Below are 13,933 nucleotides of genomic sequence, written 5' to 3' on the forward strand. Positions count from 1 at the left end.
TATGATTCCCAATTAAATTGGGAATGACGACCTATCAAAATATAATTTGCTTGTTAAGCCAGCATAAATCTTTTTGACACCACCTTCTTTTATGGATAAACATTTAATAAGATGCTGAATCAAATCCGATAACTAACTATCGGATCAGCAAGACTATCGCTTTTGAAAATTGCTCATAGCGCTATGCACTCTGCGCTTTTCTTTCTACCCTCTTTATGGTTAAAACACCCTGTTTAAAACTTGAAAAACCATAAAATTATCCTTAATATTGGGTTCGGTTCTCCCGATTACAAACCATGCAACTTACCAGGTTAGAAATTAAAGGTTTTAAGAGCTTTGGCGATAAAGTGACCATCAATTTTAATGAAGGCGTTACCGCTATTGTTGGCCCTAACGGTTGCGGAAAATCAAATGTAATTGATGCGATGCGCTGGGTTTTGGGCGAGCAGAGTACAAAAGCATTACGTTCGGAAAAGATGGAAAACATTATTTTCAATGGAACAAAAAACCGTAAACAGGCACAACTTGCCGAGGTTTCATTAAGCTTTGACAACACCAAAAACATCCTTCCTACCGCTTATTCGCAGGTTACCGTAACCCGGAAACTGTACCGCAATGGCGATAGCGAATACCGCTTAAATGATGTGCAGTGCAGGTTAAAAGATATTACCGACCTTTTTCTGGATACCGGGATTGGTTCTGACAGCTATTCGATTATTGAGCTGAAAATGGTTGATGAAATTATCACCAACAAAGAGCATAGCCGGAGGTCGCTATTTGAGGAAGCATCGGGCATCTCTAAATACAAACTCCGTAAGCGACAAACTTTCAGCAAATTAAAAGATACCGAAGCAGATTTAGAGCGGGTAGAGGATTTGCTTTTCGAGATCGAAAAAAATCTAAAGACTTTAGAAAACCAGGCGCGTAAAGCAGAACGTTATTATAAATTAAAGGAACAATACCGCGAGTTGAGTGTACAACTGGCCACGCACCGCATTGCCTTTTTTCGTACCGATTTAAGCGCGCTCGAAGCTCAGGAGCAGCAGCAAATGTTAAACAGAACCGAGCTAAGCACCAAAATAGATACCGGTGAAGCCCAGCTGCAGAAGCTTAAACTGAGCAGTATCAGTCAGGAGAAAAACCTTTCGGTACAACAAAAAGCCACCAACGAGTTTGTTTCCAAAATCCGCGCTTACGAAAGTGAGAAAAAAGTAAAAAATGAGCAGATGCGTTTTTTACAGGAAAAAGAAACCCGTTTATCGGGCGAACTGGAGAAAGATAAAAACCAGGTCAACCACATTAAATATAATATTAAACGGTTAAATGAAGAAGTGGTAACAGAAACCGAGGTATTTAACCGTTTGGAAGCTGACTTAAAACAGTTAAAATCGATGCTTGATACCTTGCGTGAGCAGCAGCAGATTGAAAAAAACCGGATCGACAACCTGATCAAATCTGTTAACGACCTGCAAAGCCATGTATACCAGTCGCAAAAAGAAATTGACATCCTGAATATTCAGAAAGACGCCCTGGTACAGGAAAGTAACCGGAATGTTGACGATACCGAAACCAAAACGCTGGAATTAAAGGCTTTTGATCACGCCCTGGCTGAACTTGATATCCAGGTACGTGAAAAACAGGCCAACATTAAAAATCTCACCGAAGCAGAAGAACTCTTAAAAGAAAAATTAGCCACTTCAGAAAGTAACTTAAGTTCCAATAAGGAAAAACTAACGGCCGAAAACCGTAAAAAAGATGCCAGGCAAAACGAATATAACCTTACTAAATCGCTGGTTGATAGTCTGGAAGGTTTCCCTGAATCGATCCGTTTTTTAAAGAAAAACAATGCTTTTGCCAAAAATGCCTTGCTCCTTTCTGACATTTTATTCTGTAATGAAGATTACCGCATAGCCATAGAGAACTATCTGGAGCCGGTAATGAACCACTACGTAGTTGATCATTATACAGATGCCGTTCAGGCGATTAACCTCTTAACCGATGCCAGCCGTGGAAGGGCAAACTTTTTTATTTTAGAAAATGTTCCGGATAAAAATCCGGTTGTCGGCAGTTATGATGGGCTGATATCCGCTTTATCGGTAGTAGAGGTTGATAAAAAATACCAGAACCTCTGCAATTTGCTTTTGCAAAATGTTTACATCGCTGAAAACGAACAAGAAAACCGATTTAAAAATACGCCGACTGACAGTTTAACCGTATTAGCCAAAAATGGTAAATATGCACAAACCAAATTTACTCTGGCGGGTGGTTCAGTAGGTTTGTTTGAAGGTAAAAGGATTGGCCGCGCCAAGAATTTAGAGAATCTGGCAAAAGAAATTAAAGCTTCAGAATCACTCATCAATCAATATAATGCAGCGATAAAAGCCGAAACAGACAATATATTTAACCTGAAAGAGGCTTCAAAAATTAATCAGATCAACGCTTTACAACAGGAAATGAATCGTTTAAACAACGAACACATTTCTGTCCAGACCCGTCGCGATCAATATCAGGAGTTTATCACCACCAGCGAAAACCGGAAAACAGATATTGCGCAAAAAATAGTATCGATAGAAAAAGCCTTGTCAGAGAAGTTACCGGCCTTGGTACAGTTACAGAAAGACCAGCAGGAAGCACATGTAAATCTACAGGAGCAGCAACTGAACTATCAGGAAATTGCCGACCAGGTAAACGAAAGCGCTGGCAAGTACAACCAGGATAATATCCGTTTCCATCAACAACAAAATAAGTTATCGGGGCTGGAAAAAGACTTGGATTACCGTTTTGTACAGGAAGAAGCCTTAAATAAGCGCATTGCCCAAAATGATAAAGAATTGCAGGAAACCCTGGTACAAATAACGGCAACTTTGCAACACACCGATCTGAGCGACGATACCCTTTTAGAGATGTATCAGCAACGGGAGGAGATGGAAAACGGACTTGCTGAAGCAGAAAAAGAGTATTTTGAAATCAAGGGCAGCATTAACCAGGTAGAAACGGATTTAACCAATATCCGTAAAAACCGAGAAGAAACCGATTTCCTTTTAACTGAAATCAAGGATAAAAAAAATGCTTTAAAAATCGACCTGAATGCTTTAAAAGAGCGTTTGGCGGTAGAATTCAATATTGATATTAATGATCTTTTAGAAACCGATACCGAGATTGAAGCACTGGAAAGTGAATTTGAAATCCGACAGAAAGTAGAAAAAATGAAACGCCAATTGGACGAATTTGGTGCCATCAACTCTATGGCCATGGAAGCCTTTAAAGAAATGGAAGAGCGTTATACGTTTATCCAAAACCAGAAAAAGGATCTTAACGCAGCCAAAAGTGATCTTTTACAGACAATTAAGGAAATAGACGATACGGCCAAGGATAAATTTATGCAAGCCTTTACACAGGCCCGCGAGCACTTTATAGTGGTTTTCCGTTCTTTATTTAACGAAGAAGATAGCTGCGACCTCATTTTGTCCGATATCAATAACCCTTTAGAAGCTGATATTGATATTATTGCACGTCCGAAAGGGAAACGTCCTTTATCCATCAACCAGTTATCCGGTGGAGAAAAAACCTTAACTGCTACAGCCCTACTGTTTTCACTTTACCTGTTAAAGCCTGCTCCTTTTTGCATTTTTGATGAGGTTGATGCCCCTTTGGATGATACCAACATCGATAAATTCAATAATATTATCCGCAAATTTTCTGATCAGTCGCAGTTTATCATCGTATCACATAACAAACGGACCATTGCCAGTACTGATATTATTTATGGCGTAACCATGGTAGAACAAGGGGTTTCAAGGGTGGTAGCCGTAGATTTAAGGGAAGTAGCGGCGTAAAAAGCGGAAAGATAAAAGCAGAAAGACCAAAGCAAAACTCAGCGCTTCAGCCTTTCGATATTTTTTATATTTTTTGTCATGCTTGAGGTACGAAGCATCTTCAACCTAAGAAAAAGATGCTTCGTACCTCAGCATGACAACGTTTGCAAAGTTGCCGCAAATAAAAAGTATTCCTTTCCCATCAGGTTTAGAAACGCAATACAGCACAAAAAACAGCGCTGGAATAGCGTACTGAAAAATGTATATTTGTTAATAACACCAAAGATATGTTAGCCACAGTTAAAGGATATTACGAAAAAGGAAAAATAACGCTGAAAGAAAAAGCGCCTGTACAGACCAAAACGGAAGTTATAGTCACCATTTTAATGGAAGATAGGCCAGTACATGCTAAAAGGATTCCTGGTGCGTTTAAAGGCAAGATATCAATTCCAGATGATTTTAACGATCTTTAAACCTGCGTTTGACAATTAATTATATTAAAAGATTTCCAATTAAAACTTAAATTTAGATCCGTCACCCTGAATTCATTTCAGGGTCTATATTGCAGGAAAGATGCTGAAATAAATTCAGCATGACGATTCTATCATACTATAACCTTAATTCATGAAAATTCTATATATCCTACCCTTAGCCATGATGTTCAGCTGCTGTTCATCAGTAAAAAATCAAAATAATACTGCTTCTGGCAAATTAGATACCCAGTTATTAAAAGATGTTGAAGTATTATCATCTGACGCTTATCAGGGAAGGAAGACGGGTACAAAAGGTGCCGAAATGGCCAGAGCTTATATTATAGAACGGTTTCAGAAATTGGGTTTAAAATCCTACCCCCAGCATGTAAAATACGCACAGGAATTCACTTTTAATGGCAGAAATGGTGTAAAAGTAAACGGAACCAATATTATTGGTTACATCCCTGGCAAAGGTACCAATGCAATTGTGGTTTCAGCGCATTACGACCATCTGGGGGTAATTAAGGATGAAGTTTATAATGGTGCTGATGACAATGCATCGGGAACGGCAGGTTTATTGAAAATCGCCGCCTATTTTGCAAAAAACAAGCCGAATAACACCATTATTTTCGCTGCTTTTGATGCGGAAGAAATGGGTCTACAGGGTGCAAAGGCATTTGTAGGTAATCCACCTGTGCCCATTAATACCATTGCTGTTGATTTAAATATGGATATGATCAGTCATAGTGATAAAGGTGAACTGTATATATGCGGAACATTTAAATATCCCGATTTAAAGAAATATGTAGATACGACTAAAACCAATATCAAACTACTTTTCGGACATGATGACCCTAAACAAGGCCATGATGACTGGACCAACCAAAGCGACCAGGGTGCATTTAATGCAAAAAATATCCCGTTTTTGTACTTCGGAGTTGAAGATCATAAAGATTACCATAAAGCCAGCGACGAATATGCTACCATCACCAAACCATTTTTCAGTAATGCTGCGAGTGCCGTATTGGATGTTGTAAAAAATATCGACAAACAAACTGGTTTACAACAGCTGTTAAAGGATAAGATGATTATGATGGATAATCCAAAAAAATCGGAAAGATTTTAAAAAATCATAAAATAAGATGAAACCTGCCCTATCGGCAGGTTTTTTTATGCTCTCTGCTTTTAGAAACAAAAAATAAAATACTGATTATCAGACATTTAAAATAGAACTATAAAAATAGTTTGCAAACTATTTTTATAGTAGCTAACTTCATTTAACCAAACTACAAAAATAGTTGCTATGATAAAAGAACTCACAAAAGCAGAAGAACAGGTAATGCTCATCCTTTGGGAAATGGGTGAAGCCCTGGTAAAAGATGTTATCGAAAAAATGAATGAACCCAAGCCAGCCTACAATACGGTTTCTACCGTAATCAGGGTGTTGGAAGGTAAAGGCTTTGTTGACCATAAAGCTATTGGTAATACACATATCTATTTCCCTATTGTTAAAGAAACTGATTATAAACGTTTTGCATTCGACAAGGTGATGAACAATTATTTCGAAAACTCTTACGAAAGCCTGGTATCCTTTCTGGTAAAGGAAAAAAGCATGAGTACAGAAGAACTCAACGAAATTATCCAATTGGCAGAGAAACTTAAAAAAGACAAGTGATGAGCTGGCTATATTATTTACTCGAAGCAAATCTATACCTGATCCTGTTTTATGGATTTTATAGGTTATTTCTCCACAGGGAAACCTTTTATGGGTTAAACAGGTCTTATCTGATTTTCAGTTCGATCCTGGCTTTTGTATTTCCGTTTGTTCAGCTGGGTTTTTTGATGAAGGAAATGGTTTTCCACTATACAGGATATATTCGTATTGACGAACCTAAATCCTATTTTACGCTGGAAAATGTTCTTTTAGCATTATATCTATCCATTTCAACAATTTTAATACTAAAAGTTTTATGGGGCCTAAGATACCTGGTAAAATTAATGCGAAATGCCCATAAACGTAGAGAAGATAGCATCACACTTATCGAAATCAAAAATTCAAAGGTTGCATTTTCATTCTTCAATCTACTTTTTATTGATCCGGAGATGAACCAAAAAGCTACCGTGTTAAAACACGAAATGGTCCATATCAAACAAAAACATAGTCTCGATATCATATTATTCGAACTGATACAGATCTCCAGTTGGTTCAATCCGGTTATCTATTTCATCAAGAACGATATCAAGCTCGTGCATGAATACCTTGCCGATGAGGCGACCACTAAAAAAGACATGGCAAAATACGATTATGCGTTGTTCCTGATTCAAAATTCTTACGGGAATCAATCTGTGACACTTAGCAATCATTTCTTTAATTCGTCACTACTAAAAAATAGAATAAGTATGTTAAATCAAACCAAATCAACAAAATGGGCAAGGCTCAAACTGCTGTTCATTATCCCCTTAGCCGGGTTTATGCTCTGTTTATCGACTACGGCATTTACAAAAGACTACAGCACCATTCAGCTGGGGCAAAAAAAGCAAAGTTTAACCATTGTTTTACAGGACACAACCAGGAAAAAATCTGACAAAAAGAGGCTACCTCCTCCACCTCCAAAAGAACCGGGCTCATCCCAATCCAAAAAAATAACAGAAATAAAGATAAATGAGCCTATGATCAAAAAGAATGACAGAAGATTACCACCGCCGCCACCAGTAGAACCACACGCCTTAAAAGCAAAAAAGATTACTGAACAAAAAGGGAATCAAATTCGATTTGCTCCACCTGTTGTTAAAAAAGACAGCAAGAAATCAGTTCCGCCACCTCCACCCGTTGAGGTAAGACCAATCAAAAGTGGAAATGACAGCGAAACCATTAAAGTTAGTTCGGTAATCAATGATAATAATAGGGCACAATCTATTAAAAATACCTCACCGGCAGGGCAAAAGGATGTAAAATCGGTAACTGTTGTTGGTTATCCAAGCACAGGTAATAAAATACAAGTTCCTGTTAAACAGGTAAAAGGAATAAAGATGGAAGAAATTACCATTGAAGGATACCCGAGCAAAAAACAATAACTATTGCGGTACGTAAACCACGTATTTCGTTTCAAAGAAATCTTCATCAAAATAAGCTGAAAGCGGATATAGTTCTGCTTTCAGTTTTGATTCCTTGATCTCTTCTGCCAAATCCCCACCTTTTAGGTACAAAATGCCATTTGGAATAGCATTTATTGAATCTTTTTTAAATTTACCCTGTATCCATGGATAAAATTCGCCTAAACGGGTAACCGCCCTCGACACCACAAAATTAAACTTCTCTTTAACCTGCTCAGCCCTTAGGTGGTCGGCATGCAAATTTTCCAAACCTAGTGCCGAAGCCACTTCTTTAACTACCTTAATTTTTTTTCCGATAGAATCAACCAGGTAAAATTGTGTTTCAGGAAACAAAATAGCCAGAGGAATACCTGGAAAGCCTCCTCCCGTACCTACATCCAGTACCGATTCGCCCGCTTTAAACGTACAGATTTTAGCTATACCCAGGGAGTGGAGCACATGGCGTTCGTACAATTCTTCTATATCTTTTCTCGAAATTACATTGATCTGTGCATTCCAGAAGCTATAAAGATCAAACAACCGCGAAAACTGCTCAAGCTGTTTTTCAGTTAGATCCGGAAAATATTTTAAGATGATATCTGGCTTTACATCAGGCATATTGCAATAACTAAAGGATTATGAACTATTTCCATTTTACATTTTTCTTCCCGAACATGGATAAAAATCCGTTTAGGGTTAAAAACAGAAACAAAAGTATATCTAAAATCGGGAACCACCAACGTAAATCGCCATAGTTTAACCGTTTAAGTAGTTTTGGATAGATAAAACACCTGATCATGATGCTTAGTCCCAAGATTCCCAGCGCTACATATTGCGCTTCACGACTTAAAAACATGCATACAGCAAAAAAAGCGTAAAACAGAAACTGGGAAATAATCTGAAGACTCAAAATAAACTGATGTTTCGGTTTATAGAGCTTTCCAGCCCCAAAATGACGCTTTTTCTGCCTCAAATAACCTGCCCAGGTCTTATTTGGCTCACTCCACACATGGCTATCAGGATGTATCCGAATCTCGGTATTATATTTATTGGCATGTGCGTTTACAAATAAATCATCATCTCCAGATGGAATATGCATGTGCGCTGCAAAGCCTTTATTTTTAAAAAACAGCGATTTTTTATAGGCCATGTTGCGCCCAACTCCCATATAAGGCATGCCCTTAAGAGCAAAAGAAAGGTAATTAACCGCAGTAAAAAAGGTTTCAAAACGGATCAAGGCATTTAAAAGGCTTCTCTTTTTCAGGTATGGCGAATAACCCAATACCATTTCCGTTTGCTCATCAACAGGTTGCTGCATATCCATCAGCCAGTTTTCAGTTGCAGGCACGCAATCGGCATCGGTAAATACCAGCCAATCATATTTAGCTGCTTTTATCCCCATGGTAACGGCGAATTTCTTGCCGGCAATAAATTTATCATTATCTAAAATTTTAACTACCTTAAGGTTATGATGCTTCTTTTCAAAAGCTTCTAAAAACTCTTCCGTACCATCCCAGGAACGATCATTAACCACCACAACCTCAAATTCAGGGTAATTTTGACTCAATAATACAGGAAGATACTTCGTTAAATTAACAATTTCATTTCGGGCACAAACAATTACACTGATGGGTTTTCTGGCCGATACAGGCACTTCTTCAATGCTTACCCTGGCCAGCTTTAAATGAACAAACAGTACATAATAGAACTGAACCAAAAGGCAAAATGCCAATATCGAGAGCAGAATAATTTCAAGTGGGGTTAATATCACAATGGTAAAATAAATAGGCGCAAATTTCTCATTTTTAATCTGTAAATCACTTTTATGTGGATAAAAAATTAAACAAAAATATGCCCTCAATTTTTGCTATTTTTGGCAGATTTTTGACGAGGAAAATACAATATGAAATTTAGTTTACAGGCTAACGATCCACTATCTAAAGCCAGGGCCGGAACGGTTACCACTGCCCATGGCGAAATACAAACCCCAATTTTTATGCCTGTGGGCACAGCCGGAACGGTTAAAGCCGTACACCAGCGCGAGCTTAAAGATGATATTGACGCAAAAATCATTCTCGGAAATACTTACCATCTTTATCTAAGGCCGGGTCTTGATATCCTTGAAAAAGCAGGTGGCTTACATCAGTTTATCGGCTGGGACCGCCCTATTTTAACCGACAGTGGTGGTTACCAGGTATATTCATTAAGTAAAGTGCGTAAAATTAAGGAGGAAGGAGTTACTTTCCGTTCGCATATTGATGGCTCAAAACATCTTTTTACACCTGAATATGCCATGGATATTCAGCGTACCATTGGTGCTGATATCATTATGGCTTTTGATGAGTGCACACCCTACCCATGCGATTACACTTACGCTGCCAAATCTATCAAAATGACCCACCGCTGGCTGGAACGTTGCTGTACCCATTTTGATAATACTCAACCTAAATATGGCTTCGATCAAACACTTTTTCCTATTGTTCAAGGTTCTGTATATAAAGACCTGAGAATTAAATCGGCAGAATTTATTGCCAGTATGGGCCGCGAAGGCAATGCCATTGGTGGTTTATCAGTTGGAGAACCTGCCGAAGAGATGTATGCGATGACAGAAGTGGTATGCGACATATTACCAGTAGAAAAACCGCGTTATTTAATGGGTGTAGGTACACCGATCAATATCTTAGAGAATATTGCCTTAGGGGTAGATATGTTTGATTGTGTAATGCCAACCAGAAATGCAAGAAACGGGATGTTATTTACCAGGAATGGTATTATAAATATCAGGAACAAAAAATGGGAGAATGATTTTTCTCCATTAGATGCAGATAGCGATCTGCATGCCGATCAGGTAACTACCAAAGCTTATTTAAGGCACCTGGTACACAGCAATGAAATGCTTGGCGCTCAAATTGCTACCTTACATAACCTGCATTTCTATCTTTGGCTGGTAAAACAGGCCAGGGAAAAAATCATTGCAGGCGAATTTTATGAGTGGAAAAACAAAATGGTTAAAGTGTTAGGCAATAAGCTATAAAATGAATCTGTTAAAAGGTAGAATAAAAATCATCGATCAGTATATTATCGGGAAATATTTGGGTACATTTATTTACACCCTTGCCATTTTTGTGATCATTATTGTTGTTTTTGACCTGTCGGAAAAAATGGATGATTTTATGAAAAGCGGTTTAAGTTTTTGGGGAATCCTCTCTAAATATTACGCTGGTTCTATTCCTTTCTATGTGAATATGCTTTCGCCACTGATTAATTTTATTGCCGTAATTTTCTTTACGGCTAAAATGGCCGATCAGACCGAAATTGTGCCGATTTTAAGCGGTGGTGTGAGTTTTAACCGGTTTTTATTTCCTTACCTGGTATCGGCCACCATTATTTTTTCGGCCAACCTTCTTTCAAATTTATACCTCCTCCCTTATACCAATACCTTAAAGAATAGCTTCGAGAATACGTATGTAAAACGTAATGATCCCTCCTCAAAATCCAAAATCCACATGAAACTGGATGACAAAACCTATATCTATATTGATAATTTCGACAACAAAACGAATTCAGGATACCGGTTTTCTCTGGATAATTTTAGTGGGGACGTGCTGACCAAAAAGATCGTTGCAGAAAATATAAAGTGGGACTCACTTAAGCGTAAATGGCAATTGAGCAACTACTCCATCCGCAAGATAGATGGCCTGAAAGAAACCATGATTTATGGTAATGGCAAGCTTAAGGATACCATCCTGGATATGCGCCCGGATGATTTTTCAGCCTATGATAATGTGGTGCAAAATTTAACCACTAAAGAACTTACGGATAAGATCAGAAAAGAAAAAATCCGCGGAACAGGTGTAATGAACGACCTTCAGTTTGAGAAATACAAACGTTATCTACACCCGCTTTCCGCCTTCGTATTAACGCTGATTGGCGTAGCGCTGTCGTCGCGTAAGGTTCGCGGAGGCGTGGGTGTATCCTTAGGTATCGGGATCTTCATTAGCTTTGCTTATATCGTATTCAATCAGTTCACCCAAATGTTCTCAACTAAAGGTGGATTACCTCCTTTTGCTGCCGTTATTATGCCAACACTATTCTTTGGCTTGTTAGGTTTTTACCTTTTAAGAAAAGCACCAAAATAGTGATGGACACTACCAAAAAGAATTTACTCATTCTTCATCTTACCGTATTTGTCTGGGGCTTTACGGGCGTACTCGGTAAATTGATTTCCATAGCTGCAGTTCCTATGGTTTGGTACCGGGTATTGATTGCCGCAGTTACACTTTTAGCCTGGTTTTTGATCCTTAAAAAGGATATTAAAATTAGTAAGAAACAGTTTGTCCAATTCTTTTTAACGGGCGGGATTGTAGCCATCCACTGGATATTTTTCTTCCATGCCATCAAAGTTTCTACGGTTTCCGTAACCCTGGTATGCCTCTCTTCTTTTACGCTATTTACAGCCATCTTAGAACCACTGATCAAAAAACAACCCATACAACCAGGCGATATCTTAATCGGTTTACTAATCATCTTAGGGATATATATGATCTTTAAATTCGAAGGCCAGTATACTTTAGGAATTATCTTTGGTTTGTTAGCGGCAGTTGCGTCGAGTCTTTTTTCAACTATAAATTCCACACTGGTACAAAAAAGCGAACCTTCTATCATTAGTTTTTATGAGCTTGTTGGTGCTTTTTTTTGGATCACGTTATATCGTTTATATGATGGCTCGCTGTTGCACACCGCATTCAACCTAAGCGCTAAAAACTGGTTCTATCTCACGCTTCTAGGTACGTTATGCACATCCGTAGCTTACGTTGCCGGGGTTGCTGTGATGAGAACGCTATCTGCTTTCAGAGTCGCTTTAATTACCAATCTGGAACCTGTGTATGGCATAGTGTTAGCTTTTATTTTCTTTCAAAGCAAAGAACAAATGACCGGTGGGTTTTATATTGGGGCAACGATTATTTTAGGATCGATATTCTTATATCCTATTTACAAAAAGAGAAAGAATAAGCTGTAGAATCCTATTGGTAAATTACCCAACAATACGACATACATCTTTCATCAAAACGGCGCGTCATCCCGACCGGAGCAAGGCGAAGTGGAGCGATCTATTTAAACCAATTTCGCCTCACTAAGCATTCAGAAACTCAACTAATTTACCTGCCACTATTACTAATAGCGCTAATAAAAACGGCGCGTCATCCCGACCGGAACAACGCGAAGTGGAGAGATTTATCCAGACTAATTTCGCCTCACTAAGCATTCAGAAACTCATCAAGTCTACCTGCAACTATCACTAATAGCCCTCTTAAAAAGCGGCGCGTCATCCCGACCGGAGCAACACGAAGTCGAGAGATCTATTTAAACCAATATCGCATTATTAGGCATTCAGAAACTCAACTAATTTACCTGCCACTATTACTAATAGCGCTAATAAAAACGGCGCGTCATCCCGACCGGAACAACGCGAAGTGGAGAGATTTATCCAGACTAATTTCGCCTCACTAAGCATTCAGAAACCCAACAAATCTACCTGCCACTATCACTAATAGCCTTCTTAAAAACGGCGCGTCATCCCGACCCGAGCAAGGCGAAGTGGAGAGATCTATTTAAACCAATTTCGCATTATTAGGCATTCAGAAATTCAACTAATTTACCTGCCACTATTACTAATAGCGCTAATAAAAACGGCGCATCATCCCAACCGGAATAACGCGAAGTGGAGAGATTTTTCCAGACTAATTTCGCCTCACTAAGCATTCAGAAACTCAACAAATCTACCTGCTACTATTACGAATATCCCTCTTAAAAACGGCACGTCATCCCGACCGGAGCAACACGAAATCGAGAGATCTATTTAAACCAATATCGCATTATTAGGCATTCAGAAACTCAACTAATTTACCTGCCACTATCACTAATAGTATCTTAAAAACGGCGCGTCATCCCGACCGGAGCAAGGCGAAGTGGAAAGCTCTTCAAGCAGATTTTATCCGCGTGTTCCAACCGATCGCTATCGGATCCGACCGAAATGATAATATTATCAGGTAACTCATACCATTTTACTGTATTCTTATACTCCAGTATCCAAATTAATCAAAGCTAACCACTTCCAATACATGACAAGATAAATTGAATATTTTTTTATTAATTCACTTATCAACATAGAAATTCACTGTCAATAAAATGAGGTAGCTAACAAAAAAAAGCTCTTGTTGTAAAGCTAAATTATCAGCCTCATATCAACCATAAAATATTATTATACCTATGATAAAAAACCTAAATAAAACCACAGGATCACAACGCTGATACAGTATAATCTAAAAACAAAAAGAACATCAAAAACAACTGATAAACAGAGTAAAATTAAAACAGTAAAATCCAATAGTGAGCAAGCCAAAAAAACAAAGAAATACAACTAAAAAATCAAATCAAAAAACCATCATTTTAAGACTAAAAACAGCACACAATAATCGCTAAAATATAGCATAGAAATACTTATGAAAAAGATATAAAAACGAAACATAATCAGCATTTAAAAGCCTGACA

The 13,933-nt window shown here is 38.2% G+C and carries 10 protein-coding genes; 8 read left to right on the plus strand and 2 right to left on the minus strand.

The genetic code is table 11. The features are described 5' to 3' along the window. Positions 1-296 precede the first annotated feature (296 nt). The 5 genes from smc to ABEG20_RS10690 all read left to right on the plus strand — a co-directional run bounded on the left by smc (position 297) and on the right by ABEG20_RS10690 (position 7,363). Positions 297-3,836: a chromosome segregation protein SMC gene (gene smc, locus ABEG20_RS10670; protein WP_406827354.1), complete on the plus strand. Its 3,540-nt coding sequence runs from the start codon at positions 297-299 to the stop codon at positions 3,834-3,836. A 266-nt stretch (positions 3,837-4,102) separates the two neighbouring features. Next, the gene (locus ABEG20_RS10675) at positions 4,103-4,288 is read left to right on the plus strand and encodes a hypothetical protein (RefSeq protein ID WP_406827355.1); all 186 of its coding nucleotides are present in this window, start codon (positions 4,103-4,105) and stop codon (positions 4,286-4,288) included. Positions 4,289-4,439: 151 nt separating this feature from the next. Further along, the gene (locus ABEG20_RS10680; RefSeq protein ID WP_406827356.1) at positions 4,440-5,414 is read left to right on the plus strand and encodes a M28 family peptidase; all 975 of its coding nucleotides are present in this window, start codon (positions 4,440-4,442) and stop codon (positions 5,412-5,414) included. 177 nt (positions 5,415-5,591) lie between these two features. Then, positions 5,592-5,963: a BlaI/MecI/CopY family transcriptional regulator gene (locus ABEG20_RS10685; RefSeq protein ID WP_406827357.1), complete on the plus strand. Its 372-nt coding sequence runs from the start codon at positions 5,592-5,594 to the stop codon at positions 5,961-5,963. Next, entirely contained in the window at positions 5,963-7,363 is a 1,401-nt protein-coding gene (locus ABEG20_RS10690; protein ID WP_406827358.1) for a M56 family metallopeptidase, read from the plus strand. The genes ABEG20_RS10685 and ABEG20_RS10690 overlap by 1 nt, the downstream gene beginning before the upstream one ends. On the opposite strand, the gene rsmG is transcribed toward ABEG20_RS10690, so the two are convergent. Together rsmG and ABEG20_RS10700 are read right to left on the minus strand one after the other, a co-directional pair. Continuing rightward, on the minus strand, positions 7,364-7,999 hold the full coding sequence (gene rsmG / locus ABEG20_RS10695; RefSeq protein WP_406827360.1) for a 16S rRNA (guanine(527)-N(7))-methyltransferase RsmG: 636 nt from the start codon (positions 7,997-7,999) through the stop codon (positions 7,364-7,366). It lies immediately after the preceding gene. 25 nt (positions 8,000-8,024) lie between these two features. After that, entirely contained in the window at positions 8,025-9,242 is a 1,218-nt protein-coding gene (locus ABEG20_RS10700; protein WP_406827361.1) for a glycosyltransferase, read from the minus strand. Positions 9,243-9,284: 42 nt separating this feature from the next. On the opposite strand from ABEG20_RS10700, the gene tgt reads away from it, so the two are divergent. The 3 genes from tgt to ABEG20_RS10715 are packed head-to-tail and all read left to right on the plus strand — an operon-like array spanning position 9,285 to position 12,401. After that, the gene (gene tgt / locus ABEG20_RS10705; protein ID WP_406827362.1) at positions 9,285-10,415 is read left to right on the plus strand and encodes a tRNA guanosine(34) transglycosylase Tgt; all 1,131 of its coding nucleotides are present in this window, start codon (positions 9,285-9,287) and stop codon (positions 10,413-10,415) included. A gap of 1 nt (position 10,416) precedes the next feature. Beyond that, a complete protein-coding gene (locus ABEG20_RS10710) occupies positions 10,417-11,520 on the plus strand; it encodes an LptF/LptG family permease (RefSeq protein ID WP_406827363.1) in 1,104 nt (367 codons plus the stop codon). Positions 11,521-11,522: 2 nt separating this feature from the next. Then, entirely contained in the window at positions 11,523-12,401 is an 879-nt protein-coding gene (locus ABEG20_RS10715) for a DMT family transporter (protein ID WP_406827364.1), read from the plus strand. The last annotated feature ends 1,532 nt before the right edge of the window (positions 12,402-13,933 follow it).

The sequence above is a fragment of the Pedobacter sp. KACC 23697 genome, assembly GCF_045348445.1.
Lineage (GTDB): Bacteria > Bacteroidota > Bacteroidia > Sphingobacteriales > Sphingobacteriaceae > Pedobacter.

What these genes read in the sequence shown, in the direction of transcription:
- ABEG20_RS10675 (WP_406827355.1), top strand. Translation starts at nt 4,103, where the DNA reads ATGTTAGCCACAGTTAAAGGATATTACGAAAAAGGAAAAATAACGCTG.
- ABEG20_RS10715 (WP_406827364.1), top strand. Translation starts at nt 11,523, where the DNA reads ATGGACACTACCAAAAAGAATTTACTCATTCTTCATCTTACCGTATTT.
- ABEG20_RS10680 (WP_406827356.1), top strand. Translation starts at nt 4,440, where the DNA reads ATGAAAATTCTATATATCCTACCCTTAGCCATGATGTTCAGCTGCTGT.
- ABEG20_RS10690 (WP_406827358.1), top strand. Translation starts at nt 5,963, where the DNA reads ATGAGCTGGCTATATTATTTACTCGAAGCAAATCTATACCTGATCCTG.
- smc (WP_406827354.1), top strand. Translation starts at nt 297, where the DNA reads ATGCAACTTACCAGGTTAGAAATTAAAGGTTTTAAGAGCTTTGGCGAT.
- ABEG20_RS10685 (WP_406827357.1), top strand. Translation starts at nt 5,592, where the DNA reads ATGATAAAAGAACTCACAAAAGCAGAAGAACAGGTAATGCTCATCCTT.
- tgt (WP_406827362.1), top strand. Translation starts at nt 9,285, where the DNA reads ATGAAATTTAGTTTACAGGCTAACGATCCACTATCTAAAGCCAGGGCC.
- ABEG20_RS10710 (WP_406827363.1), top strand. Translation starts at nt 10,417, where the DNA reads ATGAATCTGTTAAAAGGTAGAATAAAAATCATCGATCAGTATATTATC.
- rsmG (WP_406827360.1), bottom strand. Translation starts at nt 7,999, where the DNA reads ATGCCTGATGTAAAGCCAGATATCATCTTAAAATATTTTCCGGATCTA.